This is a genomic window from Thiorhodococcus minor, assembly GCF_010820565.1.
Lineage (GTDB): Bacteria > Pseudomonadota > Gammaproteobacteria > Chromatiales > Chromatiaceae > Thiorhodococcus > Thiorhodococcus minor.
The window spans coordinates 80378-98551 of sequence record NZ_JAAIJQ010000001.1; the positions used below are offsets into that span (position 1 = coordinate 80378).

Sequence of the window (18174 nt, forward strand, 5' to 3'; positions counted from 1 at the left end):
GTGATCCTCGGTGGCGTCTGCGCGGGCAGCTGCAGATTCAGCGGGTCGAGCAGTAGTTGCTGGTCTGGTCGGCCTGCGGCTCGGTGTAACGGCTAAAAATCAGCGTACGGACATTGGTAATCGGCAGATGGATATCGACCGTCTGCATGGCGGCCAATGTCGCCATACGGTCCGCGGGGATCGGGCTCAAAGCAATGACTCGCAGAGGTCCTTCGGGGCTACCTGCAGGCCATAGTCCGACAAGGACTACAGCGTCGCCTGTGCCTCATCATAAGTACCTAATTACAATTGCTTGTAATAGCCAATTCTTTTCTTATAAATAAAATATTAATATAAAATATTGATTTTTATATATTTTTTAAATAACTGAATTGAATTCAATATTTTTATTCACCACTCTTGATTCTGTTGAGGTACTTACCGCGCCGCGGCATCCAGCTACCGCGCCGATTGGATCATTGGTGACGGCTTTCTTGCCTGGGCTCGCCCTGTGGCCCATTCAGAATTTCCGCCACGGTCTGTCCTATCATATCGATATCGTCGCCCCGGTTGATATATCGAGGTTTTAGCGGCCCGCCGCGCATGCGGTTCTACCCAGCGCTAAGTCTCTCGGGACTATCAACCGGGGCCGCCCCACGACTGGTCGCTCTGAGGCGAAGCGTTGCTAGTGTTCCGTTTCCTCGTGCCAGAGTGATGGTATTGTTTCGGAGATCCGTTACATGTTTGCCAGCAAATACAATATTATTACGAAATTAAACCGGCCCGTGTCTTGCTATAGTCATATCATCTTGAACACCCTAACGGGCTCCATGGACGCACTTGATCAGCCATCACTAAGGACTATCGAGGCTTTACAGGCAGGCGCGCCTCTCAATCGAGAGCAAGAACGTATCGCCGCATCGCTAAAACATCGCGGTTATTTTTATGATAATCGTTTAGATGAGGAAAGAAAGGTTTATTTAACTGTTGGAGCAATGAAGGAAAGTGGCTTTATTGACAAAAACCCTGTATTCATTATATTGACTTCCTATAATTGCAATCTTGCTTGTCCGTATTGTTTTCAACAAAAGACTAAGCCCGTAAGCTCTGTGATTACACCGAAACAAATCGAGAATGTTTTTCGCGCGATCACACATCTTGCTCGTGATTACGAGCGAGATAACGTGAGGATTGACTTAATGGGTGGAGAGCCGCTATTACCTGGCGTCCACTATGAGCAGGCGGTTAAAGAAATCTTGGCTCGAGCCGCAGTAGAAGGGTTTCGGGTCCACATTACCTCAAACGGAACTTTTCTGAAAGATTATGTAAGTATATTGGCGGATAATGCTGTACACAGTGTCCAAATTACCGTTGATGGTCCTCCAAGTGTTCAAGAGGTGCGTCGTCCCACGAAAGATCGTCAGCGAACGAGCGATATGATATTTGCTGGCATAAATGAAGCGCTACAAAAAGGCATAAGAGTGAGTGCGCGAACAAATCTCGATCACACCAACATTGAGCATCTTCCAGCGCTGGCATCCTTCTATGAAGAGAATGGATGGCTAGCGCACGGTAATTTCTTAGCATATGTCTCGCCAGTTCACGATCATTCGTGCATTAAAGGGTTTCCAGTGGACGGCGAACTCGGCCTATTTGAAAAATATCTCGAGTTAGTTAATCGATATCCAAGCCTTGATCGAGCATTTCAGGCAAATAATTTTGGTGCTTATCGGTATTTGGGATGCACGTTGAGTGGCGGAGAATCTCCTGTTCCACGCATTTATCGATGCGAAGCGAATGTAAACGAATTTGTGTTTGACTCGGCAGGTAATATATACCCGTGCTTAGAGTCCGCAGGTTCAATAGAGCATGCTGTTGGAGCATATGAACCTGAGTTCCTTCTGCAGGAAGTAAAGCTCGCCGAGTGGCGGCGCCGGCAGGTTACTGAGCTTCCGGAGTGTAATGACTGTGTCGTGCGTTTTGTATGCGCAGGGGGGTGTATGTGGCACGCAATGTCGCAGGCAGGTGGTGGGGCGAGAAGTGTTGCCTGCGAACCCACCGAAGAAGAAATACGTTTGTTTCTGGCGCGAAGGGGACATGAATTGCTAGCGCCTGCCCTAGGAGGCCGTGCGACTGAGGTTTCGGGCTCCGCGCCGGTAGCCCGACGTGGTAGATAAAGACACGCTTGGTCGGGCTCGGAAGGCGAAAAAGCTGCGTCTTGTCGGAAAATCACACAATCATGTGACTATTTTCCGGGAAAGTGGCCGGGCTCAATTATGACCGTTACCGGAAAGGCGCCGCAACATGCGCATCGGGAGGCCTGACCACCAGCGTCCGCAACGCGCGTTTACCGGACGCTCGGCTCGGATGTGCCAGTGACCGGACCTGGGACACGGCCGTCGCCCGTAGGGATCAAATAGCACTCTTCCATACGCCGAGGCAAACGGTCCCCGGCGTCCACTGGAACTGACCTCGGCTGACCGCACGGCAAGCTAGGTGCCCGAGTCCGTCGGCAGCCGAAAGTCCCGGATCAGGGCCACAGTCCAGTAGAGCGTATAGGCCAGAAAGATACCAAGCGCGGCGAGGAACAGCGGCTGATCGAGCCGGACGGGGTCGGCGAGGTTGGCCGCGAGGGTCAAGAGCCCAACGGCCAGCAGGAAGAGGAAGAGCGCCGTGCCGAAGGCCCAGAGTCGCTGGCTGAAGCGGGCGATGGTCGCTTCGCGCCGCTCGGGGCTCAGCCAATAGGTGCGGTTGGGCAGGTTGACCCAGTGGACTGGCGTTCGGCGCAGCCATGCAGGCGAGAGCCAGAAGGTCAGGAAGAGCAGGGTGTCCAGAGCGAGCGTCAAGAGGACGCTGTCGAGCCGAGCGGCCCAGCCGTCGGCGGCACCGCTCCAGGCGAAATGAATGGCCACCCGCTCCGGTAGGACCAGGGCGGAGACGAAGGCCACAAGTAGATTGACCACAAAGCTCAGGGTGAGCGCGACACGCATGTTTTCGAGACCTCCCATCACCTGAGAAGCGGGGAGGGCCACGCCAAGACGACCCCGTGTCGATCAGACCGGATGGAAGATCCCCCTTCCCCCTAAACCAGACGCATCATACGACGACCGACGATGTCGTCGAGCCGCGTCGCGCGCTTGTCCCCAGATCCTCTGCATGGAGCTGTGGATAAGCTGTGTCACGTGGCTGTAACCGACTGTCTGCCATGGTCGACGCGTCGACTGGTCGAAAACTGACCGGCTGTGTGATGCTTGGGCTTCCCCGGAGATGACTGGACTGGCCGACCGCCATGGGACAACGCGCTCCAACGACACTCGCGCTCCTGTTCTGGAGCGCCTTCACCGGCGCCGCCGGCTTCCCGCTGTCCTGCGCCTATGTCGCGCAAGCCGCTGACGCCGAGTTGGTGTCGCACCCCGCGTGCGCGGCCCTTGATGGCGAGCGGCTGATCCTGGCACCGACGCATTTCCGGCAGATGCGCTTCGAGACCGACGGTCTCGCGAGCGTCTGGGTCGCGGGACGCTGGTACGACGTTCAGCCTTCGGGTGCCGCGTTACCCGTGGTGACGCTGGACAATGGACCGGACCCCTTCACCGAAGGGTTGGTCCGCTCCCAACGCCAGGGCCGCATCCTTTATGTCGACGTCCACTTCCGGGAGATCATCGGTCCGCGCTACGACTGGGGTTGGCCCTTCGTGCGCAGGCGGGCGCTGGTCTGTCGTGGCTGCCGTCTGATTCAGGAGGGCGAGCACAGCCGCCTGAGCGGAGGCCGGTGGGGCTGGATCGATCGTCAGGGCCGGGAAGTCGTTCCGGTGCAGTTGACCGAGGCGCAGGCGCGGTCACGCTGAGGGTGCCTCGGACGCGCTGCCTGGTGGCACAACGCGTCCGGAAGCCGGTGGGGCTCAGTGCAGCGTCCGCGCCGTCCGCGCCGCGCCGTCCAGGAGCCCGGTGAGCCGTCCGCCGACCTCGCTTATACGGGTGAAGCGGGGTGTAGCGAAGGTGCGTGCGCCTGGCGCCTGGCCGCTCGCCGCGAGCGGCACCTGCGCCGCCCACATCCCCTGGTCCGTCTCCAGCGCGAAGGAGACGCTGTCGAGGCGGTAGGGCGAAGCGCCGATCGAGCCGTACTCGGCGAGGATGGCTTGGTAGCGCGGCGCCTGCTCGGGCGGCAGGGTCCAGGCCTCGGTGATGACGAAGACGAAGTCGGCCTGGAGCTGCCGGGCGATCTGACGGATCTCCGCCGCCGAGGCATCCTTCCCGGCCTCACTGTCGGTGCGCAGCGCGACCGCCAGGAGCGATTGCTGAGCCAGGTTGCCGACGAAGGCGAAGGGGGCCAGTGACTCGCCCTGCTCCAGAATACGTCGGGCCTGCGCGATCAGCGGGCTCAGGATCTCCTGGTAGACGTCGGGAAGGGTCGGCATGAGGTCGGCTCCGTGGTCGCTGGTATCTGGCGCCCGCGAGCGCGCCGAGGTGAGTCTCTCAAAGATGACCCTTTGATGCATCCAGATCCGCTGGACGCGCCTTGGCAGGGGGCGTGGGTTTCGTCCCTGATCCCCTCCGTGGTCGACCGTGCGTGACGGACGCCGGTCTCCAGTGTCAAGCGATCCAGCGCGGCGCCCTGGAAGGGCAGCGGTTGCGGCGGCCGCATCGCCCCCAGACGTGTCAGCACGCGCCGGATGAATGCAGCGATGCGCGGCAGCGGCGGTCCGTACTCCGAATTCCGCGCCGAGCGCTTGATCCGCAGCAGGTCGTCGATCGCCGCGTGGAGGTCCGGATCGCGGATCAGTGCCTCCATCAGGGTGGCGAAGCGCGTTGGTGCCGGGCTGCGTCCCGGCTCGATCCAGCGGGTCGCCAGCAGCGGGCGCAGTCCATCGAGGTACTTCTGCAGGCGCACCCGCGCGCGGGTGAGGATTTCGCGATGGGTTGCGCCGGGCCATGTGGACGTCGTGATGGAAGGACTGCACGGGCTGATGAACCTCGCGGACGAACGCACGCAGCGCCTCCAGGAAGACCGGCTCCGCCCGATAGACCACCGGTGAGTCGCGCCATTCAATCAGGGTCGCATTCACTCGCTTCAGCAGCCCCAGCGCCTTTGCAGCGCCCAGCCATTGATGTCGAGCACGGCGGTCAAGGGACGCTCGATGACATCCCGTCCCGGCGTCACCCGCAGGTACCAGAGCCGGGCATGGACATCGAGGACGCGTACGTCGTCGCTGTCGGGCGAGGCGAAGCCCCAGCCACGGCTACCCGATGCGCAGGCATAGCGCACCTGGACGTGATGCTCGTCCTCGCTGGCACGCAGCGGCTCCAGGATCGCGGTGCGGATGACCGGGTCAATGGAGTGCTCTGTACGCTCCTGAAGCGGCCTGTTCCGCGAGTGATCGCAAACGGTCACTGCCCGGAGGGACGGTTGATCGCACGCCTCCCAGCGGTGCCTGTGCCAGAGTGATCTCAAGCACCGCTGGTCTGTCGAGGTGCCCCCAGGGCGTGCCCGACTGGCCAGACGGTCCTACGCATGCTGACACGATCGACCCCAGGGCCGGTCGTCCCATCGCGAGCGGACGCGATTCACAAGCCTCCGCGCACCACCGACCGGCGCTGTCCCGGTCATCCTCCACCGGGGAGCGGTCCGTTCCCCGCCCGGGGCCGGTCGTGTCTCCGTTTCATCGCAAAGGAGCAAACGCCATGTCCCGAAGTATCAACAAGGCCACCTTGATCGGCCATCTGGGCGCGGACCCCGAGGTCCGTGCCCTCCCGAGTGGCGATGCCGTCGCCAACCTCTCCCTGGCCACCAACGAGACCTGGACCGACAAAGCCTCCGGCGAAGCCCGCGAGCGCACCGAGTGGCATCGCGTGGTGCTCTTCGGCCGCCTGGCCGAGATCGCCGCACAGTACCTGCACAGCGGTTCCCGGGTCTATGTCGAAGGCAAGCTGCGCACGCGTCAATACCCGGCGCAGGACGGCGGCGAGCGCAGCGCCACCGAAGTCGTCATCGACGGCGGCGGTACCCTGCTGATGCTTGATGGCCCGGCCGACGCGACGGCTCAGCCGACGCGGGCACCATCCAGTCGTGGTGCGCGTCAGACCCGGCAACACCAAGCGACCGGATCGCGCGGAACAGCCGCGCGCGGCCGCGAGCGTGTCGGTGCGCAAGCCGTCCATGCGGCCGCGCCCATCGTCAACGACGCCATTCCCTTCTGAGGATCTCCCTCAACGCGCGGGTCGAGTCCATCGGCCCTTCACCCCACCGGGGCATCGTTGCCCCCCAGGGGCGTGGTGTCCCTTGCCTTCGGAGGCACCATGAGCAAGACCACCCAACAACCCCAAACGACCGTGCCCGCGTGCCGACTGGCCATCAGCCAACAGGCACTCGCCGACATCGGCCTCGATCCCGCCACTTGGCAGGTGCTGGTCGAATCCATCTTTCCCGCCGCCAAGACGGTCGAGGGCGTGCAGTTGGCGGTGCGCTACTGCCAGGCGCGCGGGCTGGACGTCATGAAGCGCCCGGTTCATGTGGTTCCCATGTGGAACCGCACCCTCGGGCGCGAGGTCGAGACCGTCTGGCCCGGCATCGCCGAGGTGCAGACCACGGCCGCGCGCACCGGCCAATGGGCCGGGATGGATCCCGCGCGCTTCGGCCCCGAGGTCGCGCGGGCCTTCGCCGGACGCGCCAAGACCGACGAGGGCTGGCAGGAGCTTGAAATCCAGGTGACCTTTCCCGCCTGGTGCGAGGTCACCGTCTACCGACTGGTCAATGGCACCCGCTGTCCCTTCACCGAGACCGTGTTCTGGGAAGAAAGCTATGCCCGCCTGGGCGGCGGCGAGGTGCCCACCGCCATGTGGGTCAAGCGCCCGCGCGGGCAGCTTCTCAAATGCGCCAAGGCGGCCAGCCTGCGCGCGGCCTTTCCGGAAGAGACCGGTTATACCGCCGAGGAGATGGCCGGCAAGCCGATCGAGGGCGATCTGGTCGTTCTGGCGGAGACCCTGACACCCACGGGAACGACCCCGCGCCCGAACGCGGGCGCGCCGGATCGCGAGCCTAAACCCACGGCGATCCCGACACTCGATGAGGCGACCCTGACCCAGATCGAGGGGCTGGTGAATCGTGCGACCAAGCGCCATGCCTGGGCCTCGGCCCAGGACTACTTCCAGCAACGCTTCCAGGGCGAGGTCCTCCGCTATGCGCTAGCCGAGCTGGCCCGTGCCGAGCAGGAAAACCGCCAGGCGGCCCAGGCCGCCTGATTCAAGCCATCGACCGGAGCGCCGGTCTCACCCCCAGGGGACAGCCGTCCCTTGGGGTGGGTGTCCCTGTTGTTTGGAGACACCCCCATGAAGATCATCAACCTCTCACAACGCAGCCCTGAATGGCTCACCTGGCGCGCCCAGGGTGTGACTGCCTCCGAGGCGGCCGTCATCCTGGGGCGCTCGCCCTACCAAACCCCTTGGCGCCTGTGGGCCGAGAAGACCGGGCTCTGCCAGCCCGCCGACCTGTCCAACAATCCCTTCGTCCAGCGCGGCATCCAATGCGAGGACAACGCCCGCCGTGGGTTCGAGGAACGGCATCAAACCTGGCTGCTGCCGGTCTGCGCCGAGTCCGAGACCCATCCGATCCTGCGCTGTTCCTTCGACGGACTCACCGAGACCGGCGAGCCGGTCGAACTCAAGGTACCGGGCCAGAAGACCTGGGACGACGTCGCCCGGCACGGTCAGGCGAGCCTGGCCTATCGACTCTACTGGGTGCAGGTCCAGTTCCAGTGCTGTGTGGCCGAGGCCGAGCGCGGCTGGCTGGTGTTCGATCCAGTCAAGTCCAAGGTCAACCCGCTCGAGTTCGAGATCCTCCGTGAGGCGGACTTCATCGAGCAGGAATTGGTGCCGGCCTGTCTGCGCTTCGCCGAGATGATGGCAAGCGGACAGGCGCCGATGCCCGATCCCGCGCGCGATCACTTCGTCCCGCAGGGAGAGCAACACATCGAATGGCAGCGCCACGCGCACGCCTATCGCACCGCCGAGGCCGAAGTCCGTCGGCTGGAGTCCGCCCTCAAGGCCGTCAAAGGCCAACTGAGCGAGGCCCAGTCGAGTCTGGTCGCGCTCATGGGCGAGTACCTTCTGGCGGACCAGGACGGGGTGCAGGTGCTGCGCTACCGCCAACGTGGGAGCGTCGACTATCCGGACCTTCTGGCCGAGATCGCTCCCGACCTGGATGCCCAGGTTCTGGAGGCGCATCGACGTCCGAGCACGACGCGGGTCAAGGTGACGCTCAAGGACGATCCTGCCGCAGTGGAGGAGGGCGCCGACGCGGAACAGACGGTCGCAGTTGGGGAAGGCAATCCTCCGTCGCGAGCCAAGCGCCGGCGGCGTAAGGAACCCGAGCCAGCGGTTGACGCGGTCGATGCGACCGAGGGCAGCAGCGACGAGGGCGACATCATCTTCGGCTATTTCTGATGACCGACGTACCGAGTCGGGGATCCCCAGCGGGTCTCCGGCTCGTCGCTGTCCAGAAGGTCTGTCCCCTGACGTTCCACCGGGTCGTCACGGGAGAGACTTTCCGTGGTGACTCCTACAGAGCCACCACCCCATCGCCTGCGCGGGCGATCCACAAGAGCGCGCGCATCACCGCCCGGACCTCGGTCCGGCTCACCACCACCCCGAGGGGAGATCCATCCCTTTGGGAGGGCGTCTCTCCCTCATCCGGAGACGACGCATGACCACCCAGCTCTACAATGTTGCACAGGCCTTCGGCGTCAAGGCCCCCAAGGGGCTCAGCATCGAAGGCTTCGCGGATACCACCCATCCGCACATCCCCCCGGCGACGCCCTATGTGTTTCGCCAGGGACTCGCGGGGATCATCGCCTTCCTGCGCGATCCCGCGGGCGACGCCTTCCTGCTCACCGGTCCGACCGGCAGCGGCAAGACCTCGCTCGTCTGCCAGGTCGCCAACCGGCTCAACTGGCCGGTGCAATCCGTGACCTGTCACGGGCGCATGGAGCTGTCCGACCTCATCGGGCAGTTCGTGCTCTGCGAGGGCTCGACCCGCTTCGTTCATGGCCCCCTGGCCGTGGCGCTGCGCGAGGGCCACCTCCTGCTCCTGAACGAGATCGACCTCATGGACCCGGCTGAATTGGCCGGACTCAACGACGTGATCGAGGGTCATCCCCTGGTCATCCCCCAGAACGGCGGTGAGGTCATCCGACCGCATCCCAAGTTCCGCGTTTTCGCCACCGGCAACTCGGCCGGGGCGGGCGACACCACGGGACTCTACCAAGGGGTGCTGCGCCAGAACCTCGCCTTCCTCGATCGCTTCCGGGTACTGCAAGTTGGCTACCTGGAGCCCGAGGTCGAGCTGGGCGTCCTGGAGCGGGCGGTGCCCAGTCTGCCGCAAGCGGTCGGCGAGAAGCTGATCGCCGTGGCCAACGAGGTCCGCCGCCTGTTTATGGGCGAGGCCGATGCCGGGGCGGAGCTGACGGTGACGCTCTCGACCCGCACCCTGGTGCGTTGGGCACGGTTGGCGTTGACCTTTCGGGGCGCGCCCCAGCCGATTCGGTTCGCGCTGGAGCAAGCGCTCACCGCCCGGGCCGATCCCGAGCAGCGCGAGGCGATCCACCGCATCGCGGCCGACGTGATGGGGGATCTGTGGAGCGGAGGCACCCCGGCATGAGCGGGGCCTTCCGCATCTATCGCTACCACCATCCCGACGGTCGGGCCAAGGACTGGGCCTGGCGCGAGGATCCCGGTCGAACCCTGACCGTGCGGTGGGGACCGGCGGGGCGGCTCGCGCAGCGCAAGACCTATCCGGCGACCGCCCTCCAGAGGGTCGAGCAGACCCTGCGGGAGAAGCTGCGCAAGGGCTATGTCCTGCTCGACGATCAGGGACGGCGGCTCGAGTCAGTGCCGGCCTCAACTCCGGGGATTCCCGGAGTTGAAAAAGGGCCTTCGATCGATCTGTCGCGGATCGACACGGGCGTCGAGGACGTCTGGTTCTGATCGGCCATCAGATACCCTCAACCCAAACCTCAACCACATCCACCAACCAATGCCGCTGGGCGCCTGTCTTGCCCAGTGGGGCAGGCGTGTCCGTGGCGAGGAGACGTCACATGAGCCACGATCATACCGACACCAACCCCGTCATCACCCTCACCGAGGCCATGACACTCATCTCGCTCTCGATCCCCATCTGGGGCGGGCGCAAGAAGCTGCGGCCCGAGGACCTGGGCCTTGCCGACGCGGACATCCCCTCCGAGGAGCTGGTCCACTGGGGCTCCAAGCGCATCTGCAATCCGGAGGCGCTACGGGTCTTCCAGACCCTCAAGGGCCAGGCCGAGCGGGCCTGCCTCAAGGTCGGCACCCGGTTCCTCGGCGGCTTCCTGGTCCCCAATGACCAGGTGCCGGGGCTCAGTACCGAGCTGGAGCGGCTTAAAGACGCCTTCGAGCAAGAGGTTCAGTCCTTTCTCGCCGGTTACGACCACGAGATCGCCGACTGGATCAACCGCCACCCGCACTGGGAGCGGCAGCTGCGCGAGGCGGTAGAGCCCGCGAGCCGGGTCGCCACCCGCTTCGCCTTTCGCTACCGCCCGCTGGTCATCCGCCCCGCGGACGACCATCCGGGCACCCTGGCCGAGGACGCCGCCGAGCTTGGCGGCTCCATCTTCCACGAGATCGCGCAGATCGCGCGGGATCTGGAGAAGAGCCTGGTCGGCCAGACGCAGATGAGCCAGCGGGCGCTGGGCACCTTTCGCCGGGTGCGCGACAAGCTCGCGGTGCTGTCGTTCGTCGATCCGCGTATCCCACCGGTGCTCGCGCCCCTGGAGGGGTATCTGCGCCGGGTGCCGCGCTCGGGACCCATCCGTGGGAACCTGTTCCGCGAGGGCTTCGGGCTCTGGCTGCTGCTGCGCGATGAAGATCGCCTGGCACGGCATGGGGCTGGAATCCTGGCGGGCGAGGTAGGAGACCTCGCGAGCGAGCAGGAGGACGCGGACTCGGCCGCGGCGAGCTCGGCGGAGGAGGGCACTCCAGAAGCCAACGTCCCTGACGGGAATGAGGCGGATCTGGGTGTCTTCGAGTCGGAGGCGCTGGAGCCTGAGCGAGAGATCGCTCCTGCGCCAGTGATGGGGCGGTCGGCATCCGAAGCGCTGCCCCTGGCGGCTGCACCTCCCGTCGCACGCACGACTGAGGCGCGCGTCGCGGCGCCCGCAGCAGCCTCCGAGCTGCTCGAGGACGACTGCTTCTTCTGACCAACGGCCCCTCTGGGGTTCTCCACCACCGGCCGGTCTTTGCATCGGCCTTTACCCCAACGGGGCACGCTCGCCCCCTTGGGGTGGGTGTGCCTCCCGCACAGGAGCTACACCATGACACGCACGACACTGAAGAATGCCATGCCGATCGTCGCCACCGCTCTGGGCCGCAAGTTCGGCGTGCAGGTCCAGGTCGGGGGCCAACAGGCCGCGACCGACGGACAGACCATCTGGCTGCCGGACGTGTCGGCCGATTCCCGGCTGCGCCCGGTCGCCTGGGGCCTGCTGGCCCACGAAGCGAGCCATGTGCGCCATACCGACATGGCGGTCTATCGGGCCGCCGCGCAGCAATCACCGCTTCGGCGCCATCTACTGAACCTGCTGGAGGACATTCGCGTCGAGCGCGCCATCCGCCGGGACTATCCCGGCACCGAGGCGACTTTGGCGCGGGTGATCGACTGGATGCTTGCCGAAGGGCAGTTGAATCCGCCGGACCCGCAGGACCATCCGGCCCAGATCCTCACGGCGGCACTCTTGCTGATCCTGCGCCATCGGGTGCTGGGGCAGCAGACGCTCACCCAGTCCGCGCAGGAGGGCGAGCAGGTGCTGCGGCAGACCTTTCCGTCCGCGTTGGTGCATCGGCTCTTCGGACTGATGGCCGAGGTGCGGGCATTGGGCTCCACCGCCGAGGCAGCAGATCTGGCCGAACGGATCCAGCAGCTGTTGGACGAGGCGGCGCGCCATCCGCAACCCGAGACGACAACGGCATCAAACGCCGCGGAGGAGGCGCCGAGCCGCGAGGATGAGCAATGCGTCGGCACGGCAGGGGACGAGGCTGACCGCGTCTCTGAAGACGACCAGCCGGAGGACACCGACGGACCGGACGCGTCCAACGAGGGGGCCGACCAGCCGCCTTCCGAGGGCGGTGATGGCAACCCTGAGCGTGAATCCACGCCTGAGGCGGCGGGAGCGCAAGCCGATGCGACCGAGACCAAAGCCGCTGCCCCGTCCGGGTGCTCTGAATCGGATGGCCAAGCGGCCGATGCGCGGTCGGGTGGTCAGGCTCCGGGCGACCCAGCCTCGGGCGATCTGCTCCAACGCGTCCTCGCCGCCGGCGAGGGCGATCTGGCCGGTGATCTGTTCGACCGTGCCCGTCAGGCGCTGCTCATTCAGTCGGGAGAGACGGGCTTCAGTCCGTCCAAGCTTCCGGTTGGTGAAGATGCATCCTGCAACCCAAGGCTAGGCGAGGTGCTGCACCGTCAGGTGGAGGCCACTTCGCGGGCGCTGATCGCCCGGCTCCAGGGCTTGGTGCAGTCGAGCCGGATGGACCGCCCGCAGGCGGTCTGTCGCGGTCGGACGTTGGTCCCAGCACGGCTGCATAGAGCTGGGGTCGGGGATGCCCGGCTGTTCGCCCGGCGACGTGAGCGGGTCGCGCCCAATACGGCCTTCCATCTGCTAGTGGACCTGTCGGGCTCGATGAACAGTCCCACCGCCTCCGGGCGGCGGGCCTTTCAGGTCGCTCTGGAATCGGCCCTGGCAGTGGCCTTGGCGTTGGAGCGTATCCCCGGCGTCTCGGTGGCGGTCAGCGCCTTTCCGGGGCTCGGAGGCGACGACGAGCGGATCACCCGGCTGGTCCAGCACGGACAGTCGGTCCGCCAGCGGGCCGGGGCCTTCCAGCAAGGCCCGCGCGGCGGTACCCCACTGGCGCAGGCGCTCTGGTACGCGGCGGCGGACCTGAGCCTGCGTCCGGAGACCCGGCGCATCGTCCTGGTGATGACCGACGGAGCGCCCAACGACTGGGCGGCCGCGGTCGAGATCCTCGGCCTCTGTGAGACCGCTGGCCTCGAGCCGGTCGGGATCGGCATCGGCTGTGATGTCTCGGCGCTGTTCCGCGTCGGGACCCGTGTGCAGGATGCCAGTGATCTGAAACAGGCCCTGTTCGGCCTGGCCGAACGATTGCTGGTTGCCTGAACGCGCCGCGCCTGCGGCTCGACCATCCAACCACCCACCCCGGCATCCGCCGGGTTCACCCCATGGGGACGTCTCCCCATGGGGGCGTCTTCCCTCGGGCGCCCAGTGACCGGCGGCCGAGCGGACTGGCTTTCGCCGGTGATCCAGAGCGGGTCGCCGTCCATCGCCAGCGGAGGCGATTCATCAAGTGTCCGCGCACCACCGGCCGGTCATCCGGCCTGCCATCATCCCCCGGGGAGCGTCTCGACTCCCCTGGGAGCCGTGTGTCTTCCCCGTCCACCCGGAGAAGACCATGTCCACCTCGGCGACCACCCGCATCCTGCACCTCGTCACCCACGGCACGATCCCGATCGACCGGGCACGGGCGGACGAGGACGTGCTCATCCGCCAGGCGATGGCCATCCTGGAGCGGCGGATGCGCCGCACCCTGGACCCCGATGTCCTGACATCACCCGAGTTGGCGCAGCGCTATCTCCAGCTGCGCCTCGGAACCCGCGAGCACGAGGTCTTCGGCGTGATCTGGCTCGACCACCGACACCGTGTCCTCGCGATCGAGGAGCTGTTCCGTGGCACCCTCGACGGGGCGAGTGTCCATCCGCGTGAAGTCGTCAAGCAGGCCATGAGGACCAATGCCGGTGCCTGTCTACTGTTCCATAATCATCCCAGTGGGATCAGCGAACCCAGCCCGAGCGATCTGACCATCACGCGACGGCTGAAGGAGGCCCTGGGTCTGGTGGAGGTTCGGGTGCTCGACCACCTCGTGATCGGTGAGACCTGCACCTCCCTGGCAGAACAGGGGGTGCTGTAACCGGGAGCGTGGTTGCTCCTGTCGTGCGGCGGAGCATGCTCCGTCTGAATACGCACTGATCTGCGCCGCCACCCCATGCGGGGCTGGCGGCGTTGTCTTCTGGGCTAGGCGCGAGGCGACGGATGGGGCTGGTCTTCCTTCCGCCACGGCATCCTCTGTGCCATGCGTTACCATGAGTACGGTGTGCCTACGCCTGAGGCGTCAATCCATGGAGACGGCTGGAGGCCCGTATGACATCGCATGTGTGGAAGATCGGCTCGATTGATCTGCATCTAGCGGTTGCGGATCTCTTCGACCTGGATGTCTCGGCGATCGTCAACAGCGATCAGACCGACTTCTATCTGGCTCGCAACCCCAAGACCATCAGCGGTCAGATCCGCCGCCGTCTCGGCTCGGTGATTCAGGACGAGCTGGATGCGCTCACCCAGAAGACGATTCTCCCAACCGGCACGGTCCTGTCGACGGGGGGTGGAGCCCTGTATGAGCGCATCTACCACGCCGGATTCCACCAGCCGGGAGAATGGCTCGATTCCGAGGATGTCGACCACGAAGCGGATGCGCTGAACACCGTCATCCGCTGTGTGCGCACCATCCTGACCGATCCGGATCTGCCCGAGTCGATCGCCTTCCCCTTGCTCGGTACTGGGCTGTTTGGCTTGAGCCCGGCCTTGGTCGCCTATGAATTCGCCCGCGAGATCCTCGCTGTTGGTCTCCGGGGTGGACCGCGACGGGCGGTTTGGCTGGCAGTGCGGCGCGGGACCTACGACCAGATCGTCGATTCACTGATTCAAGGACTGATCGATCACCATCTGGGCGTCTCACCCATACAGGACCTGCGGCTCGGGATCGGTTATCTGGATCAGTTCAACCGCCTGCATGTGCGCAGCGCCGACCCACGCTTCCTCGCGTGGATGCTGCTTCGCTATGCCGAGCTGCTGGCGAGCTACCTGCTCGCGCGTCTGGCGATCGCGGCGGGACCAGCTGGGGCGGTGACCCAGCTCATCCCGATCGGCCAGAGCCTCTCGTTCGGGATGGTTCGGCGCGACACGCAGCATCTTGCGTTGCAGCTTCAGTCTGCCGTGAGTCTTGACCCCTGGACACGGCATCTGCGGACTCTCGTGCTCTCCGACATGCATCTCCATCACCGCTTGAGTCACCTCAATGAGGACCGGAACCGTCTCGCGCACGGTCAGCCATCCCGCACGCCAAGTGAGATCGAAGCCGATCTGCGTGCCTTTATTGCCTACGAGCGCTGGAGCGCGCGGTGCGAGGCGCTGGGGAATCCCAATGTGGACGGACTGGAGCCCTGGTTACGACGTTTCGCGCCCGGACACGATGACACCCAAGGGGCTGGAGTCGAGACGCAGGGGCTGCTCAATCGCTGGACACCGAACAAGTTGGAATATCTGCTGCCGGTCACCGGTCGCACGATGCAGGTGGCCGAGTCCCTGACGTGATGGGGTGGGCGTCAAGTGTCCGGGGTCACGCCGTATTTGTTCAGCCAGTTCGTCAGCGTCATGTAGCTCGACAGCCCGAGTAGCTCCGCCGCCCGGGTCTTGTTGCCCCCGGTCGTCCGCATCGCCGCGGCCAGGTAGTGGCTGGCCAACTGGCGCATCAGGTCCGGCAGATCCACGCCCTGCGCGACCGGGCGGCCCAACAGCGCATTCTCCTCTGACATGGGGCTCGGCAGCGCCAGCAAGGCATCTTCGATGTCCCGTTCACCGAGGGTGTCGCCCGTCGACCAGAGGGCCGCCCGCGCCAAGGTGTTGGACAGCTCGCGGACATTGCCTGGCCAGGCATGACGCGCCAGTCGGTTGAGCGAGGCCGGCACCAGGCGCTTGGCCTGCCAGCCGGGGTCGGAGGCGGCGTCACGATTGATCTGCGCGAGGAGGTGCTCGACCAGCGGTGTGAGATCGCCCGGACGCTCGCGCAAAGACGGCACCTGAATCAGGGCCACCGCGATCCTGAAGAAGAGATCGCTCCGGAAGCGGCCGGCCACGACCTCTGCAGCCAAGGCGCGGTTGGTGGCGGCGATCAAGCGGACGTCGATGGTGCGCGGTTGTGTGGTACCGACCCGTGTCACCTGACCCTCCTGTAGCGCCCGCAGCAGCTTCACCTGCAGATCCAGCGGCAGCTCGCCGATCTCATCGAGGAAGAGCGTGCCGCCGTCGGCCGCCTCGAAATAGCCGATGCGCTCCGACGTCGCGCCGGTGAAGGCCCCCTTGCGGTGGCCAAAGAATTCCGACTCGGCTAGCTCGCGCGACACCGCGCCGCAGTTGACCGCAATGAAGGGACGGTCGCGGCGGGGGCTTGACCGATGGATGGCGCGCGCCAAAAGCTCCTTGCCGGTGCCGCTCTCGCCTTCGATCAGCACGGGAACCCTCCGCGCGGCCACCCGCCGGGCACGCTCGATGACCCGCCGCATCGCCGGTCCCTGATGGATGATGTCCGAGAATTCGGGTGCGCTCTCCGCTAGGCCGGAGCCGACCCGCACCAGGTCGCGATCGGCCTGCCGGTAGACCTCCGGGATGAACTCGGCCGCGATGTCGAAGGGAATCTCCGCCGTGCGCACCCCCTCCTGTGGAGACGACTCGATCAGCTCGGCGCCATAGCGGGTCTTGGCCACCAGTATCCAGACCGCCGCCATCGCCGGGGTGCCGGGGCTCAGATGAAAGGTCAGGCGGGCCGCGTCACCGTAGCGTTGGAGCAGGTGCGCCAAGGTTTCGGTCACCGCCTGGTAGATCTCCCCGAAATGGGTGGGGCGCGAGAGGCTGACCAGCGTGAGCTCGACGCTGGCCGAGGTCTGTCGCTCGATCCAGGGCAGAAAGCCCGCGCTGTCGGTCTTTGGATAGTTGCACAGCAGCACGACCCGCTCGAAGGCGCGCTGCGTTACCGCCTGGCCAATCGGCCCAAGCCCCACGGCGTCCACGCCTGCCGCTGCCTTCAGGTCCGTCTGCCCGACCCAGCTCACCAGGATGCGCATGGCTTGCCTCAGCGTGAATGAGCGGCTAGAAATACAAGAAAATTTGTTTTTGAACAATAAAATCTGCTAATTAAGTTGGCGGCCTGTTCAGGGACGCTCTGCATAGAATTCCCTATATCGCTGATAAGAAAGGTGTTATCACTAGCGCAGTAGGTGGTCAATCTGGCTGGCACAACGAGTGCTTTAAGCGGTTGTGTCATCAAGGAGATCTACCATGCACATGATTCGCGACCGCCTGAGCCAACTGACTTTCGGGGAGGTGCTTCAGCACCAGACATTGAGCCTGACGCCCTTGCTCGCCGCCGATGGGCGTGAGCCCGACTATCTCACCTTGGACGAGGCGCTTGCGCGCGGCGAGCTACAGATCACCGAGCTCTCCGAGAGCGGATCGGTGCCCGAGCTGCGGCTGATCAACCGCGCCGGGCAAGCCATCTTGCTGCTCGACGGCGAAGAACTGGTCGGCGCCAAGCAGAACCGGGTCCTGAATCTCAGTTTGCTGGCCCCGGCGGCGGTTACGCTCACGATTCCGGTGTCCTGTGTCGAGGCCGGACGCTGGTCGTCCGCGAGCCCGGCCTTCAGCAGCAAGGGACGCGCTTTCTATGCGAGTGGGCGCGCCCGCAAAGCCGGGCATGTGACCGAATCGCTCCGCGCGCGTGGCCAGCGGGAATCCCACCAGGGCGAGATCTGGCAGGACATCGCCGCCAAGTCGGCGCGCATGGGCAGCCGCTCGAGCACCGATGCCATGGCCTGTCTCTACGAAGACTTCGATGCACTGATGGCGCAGTACGTCCAGGCCATGCCGCCGCAGCCCGACCAGGTCGGCGCCGTCTTCGCGATCAACGGGGCCATCCGGGGCCTGGAGCTGTTCGACTGCGCCGCGACCTGGCGCAAGCTGCTGCCCAAGCTCGTCGTCAGCTATGCCCTGGATGCCGTCGAGCTCGGGCGTGGTGCACCTTCGGATGCTGTGACCGGCGCAGATGATTTCCTGCTGGAGATGGCTGCGGCGCACGCCTCGACGCATCCGTCGGTCGGGGAGGGCGAGGATGTGCGTCTTACGGGGCCAGGGCTGTCTGGCGGGGCGCTGCTGGCACGCGGTCGGTTGATGCATCTGTGTGCGTTTCGCCTGCCGACGGCGGAGCGACAGGGAACACGGGAGGCGTCGGACCGGATGACAAGCGCTTCGAGCCGGAGACGAGGGAGGGCGCATTGAGA

The 18174-nt window shown here is 64.9% G+C and carries 17 protein-coding genes and 1 pseudogene; 12 read left to right on the forward strand and 6 right to left on the reverse strand.

The genetic code is table 11. The features are described 5' to 3' along the window. Positions 1–37: 37 nt before the first annotated feature. Positions 38–190: a hypothetical protein gene (locus G3446_RS00305; RefSeq protein WP_164450392.1), complete on the reverse strand. Its 153-nt coding sequence runs from the start codon at positions 188–190 to the stop codon at positions 38–40. Positions 191–719: 529 nt separating this feature from the next. Between G3446_RS00305 and G3446_RS00310 the strand changes: the two genes are divergently transcribed. After that, positions 720–2156 (forward strand): radical SAM/SPASM domain-containing protein, encoded by a 1437-nt coding sequence (locus G3446_RS00310; RefSeq protein WP_164450393.1) that lies wholly within the window; start codon positions 720–722, stop codon positions 2154–2156. Between the two features lie 315 nt (positions 2157–2471). Here the strand turns inward: G3446_RS00310 and G3446_RS00315 are convergent, their stop codons facing one another. Further along, positions 2472–2969 (reverse strand): DUF1648 domain-containing protein, encoded by a 498-nt coding sequence (locus tag G3446_RS00315; protein WP_164450394.1) that lies wholly within the window; start codon positions 2967–2969, stop codon positions 2472–2474. A gap of 299 nt (positions 2970–3268) precedes the next feature. Between G3446_RS00315 and G3446_RS00320 the strand changes: the two genes are divergently transcribed. Then, entirely contained in the window at positions 3269–3823 is a 555-nt protein-coding gene (locus tag G3446_RS00320; RefSeq protein ID WP_164450395.1) for a WG repeat-containing protein, read from the forward strand. Between the two features lie 54 nt (positions 3824–3877). On the opposite strand, the gene G3446_RS00325 is transcribed toward G3446_RS00320, so the two are convergent. The 3 genes and pseudogenes from G3446_RS00325 to G3446_RS28565 form a co-directional block, all read right to left on the reverse strand. Beyond that, complete coding sequence (locus G3446_RS00325; protein ID WP_164450396.1) at positions 3878–4393, reverse strand: hypothetical protein; 516 nt, start codon at positions 4391–4393, stop codon at positions 3878–3880. Next, a complete protein-coding gene (locus G3446_RS27530; RefSeq protein ID WP_342449995.1) occupies positions 4357–4965 on the reverse strand; it encodes a DNA polymerase beta superfamily protein in 609 nt (202 codons plus the stop codon). The genes G3446_RS00325 and G3446_RS27530 overlap by 37 nt, the downstream gene beginning before the upstream one ends. Next, positions 4952–5367 (reverse strand): annotated as a pseudogene (locus G3446_RS28565) (DNA polymerase beta superfamily protein); the annotation flags it as partial. The gene G3446_RS27530 and the pseudogene G3446_RS28565, both read right to left, overlap by 14 nt. A 290-nt stretch (positions 5368–5657) precedes the next feature. Between G3446_RS28565 and ssb the strand changes: the two are divergent. The 9 genes from ssb to G3446_RS00375 all read left to right on the forward strand — a co-directional run bounded on the left by ssb (position 5658) and on the right by G3446_RS00375 (position 15436). After that, the gene (ssb, locus tag G3446_RS00335; RefSeq protein ID WP_164450397.1) at positions 5658–6173 is read left to right on the forward strand and encodes a single-stranded DNA-binding protein; all 516 of its coding nucleotides are present in this window, start codon (positions 5658–5660) and stop codon (positions 6171–6173) included. A 99-nt stretch (positions 6174–6272) separates the two neighbouring features. Further along, on the forward strand, positions 6273–7214 hold the full coding sequence (gene bet, locus G3446_RS00340) for a phage recombination protein Bet (RefSeq protein ID WP_164450398.1): 942 nt from the start codon (positions 6273–6275) through the stop codon (positions 7212–7214). A gap of 87 nt (positions 7215–7301) precedes the next feature. Then, positions 7302–8414, forward strand: coding sequence for a YqaJ viral recombinase family nuclease (locus G3446_RS00345; RefSeq protein WP_164450399.1), 1113 nt, complete (start codon positions 7302–7304; stop codon positions 8412–8414). A gap of 259 nt (positions 8415–8673) precedes the next feature. After that, positions 8674–9627: an AAA family ATPase gene (locus G3446_RS00350; RefSeq protein WP_164450400.1), complete on the forward strand. Its 954-nt coding sequence runs from the start codon at positions 8674–8676 to the stop codon at positions 9625–9627. Further along, a complete protein-coding gene (locus tag G3446_RS00355) occupies positions 9624–9953 on the forward strand; it encodes a hypothetical protein (protein ID WP_164450401.1) in 330 nt (109 codons plus the stop codon). Before G3446_RS00350 ends, G3446_RS00355 begins: the two co-directional genes overlap by 4 nt. Positions 9954–10063: 110 nt before the next feature. Beyond that, entirely contained in the window at positions 10064–11200 is a 1137-nt protein-coding gene (locus G3446_RS00360; RefSeq protein ID WP_245232216.1) for a DUF3150 domain-containing protein, read from the forward strand. A gap of 114 nt (positions 11201–11314) precedes the next feature. Further along, positions 11315–13171: a cobaltochelatase CobT-related protein gene (locus tag G3446_RS00365; RefSeq protein WP_164450402.1), complete on the forward strand. Its 1857-nt coding sequence runs from the start codon at positions 11315–11317 to the stop codon at positions 13169–13171. A gap of 292 nt (positions 13172–13463) precedes the next feature. Further along, positions 13464–13979 (forward strand): JAB domain-containing protein, encoded by a 516-nt coding sequence (locus G3446_RS00370; protein ID WP_164450403.1) that lies wholly within the window; start codon positions 13464–13466, stop codon positions 13977–13979. 230 nt (positions 13980–14209) lie between these two features. Next, positions 14210–15436 carry a macro domain-containing protein gene (locus G3446_RS00375; protein WP_164450404.1) on the forward strand — a complete coding sequence of 409 codons (1227 nt, stop codon included), beginning with the start codon at positions 14210–14212 and terminating at the stop codon, positions 15434–15436. Between the two features lie 11 nt (positions 15437–15447). On the opposite strand, the gene G3446_RS00380 is transcribed toward G3446_RS00375, so the two are convergent. Next, a complete protein-coding gene (locus G3446_RS00380; protein WP_164450405.1) occupies positions 15448–16962 on the reverse strand; it encodes a sigma-54 interaction domain-containing protein in 1515 nt (504 codons plus the stop codon). 214 nt (positions 16963–17176) lie between these two features. Here G3446_RS00380 and G3446_RS00385 point away from each other — a divergent pair, with 214 nt between their 5' ends. Continuing rightward, positions 17177–18172: an ARPP-1 family domain-containing protein gene (locus tag G3446_RS00385; protein WP_164450406.1), complete on the forward strand. Its 996-nt coding sequence runs from the start codon at positions 17177–17179 to the stop codon at positions 18170–18172. Positions 18173–18174: the final 2 nt, after the last annotated feature.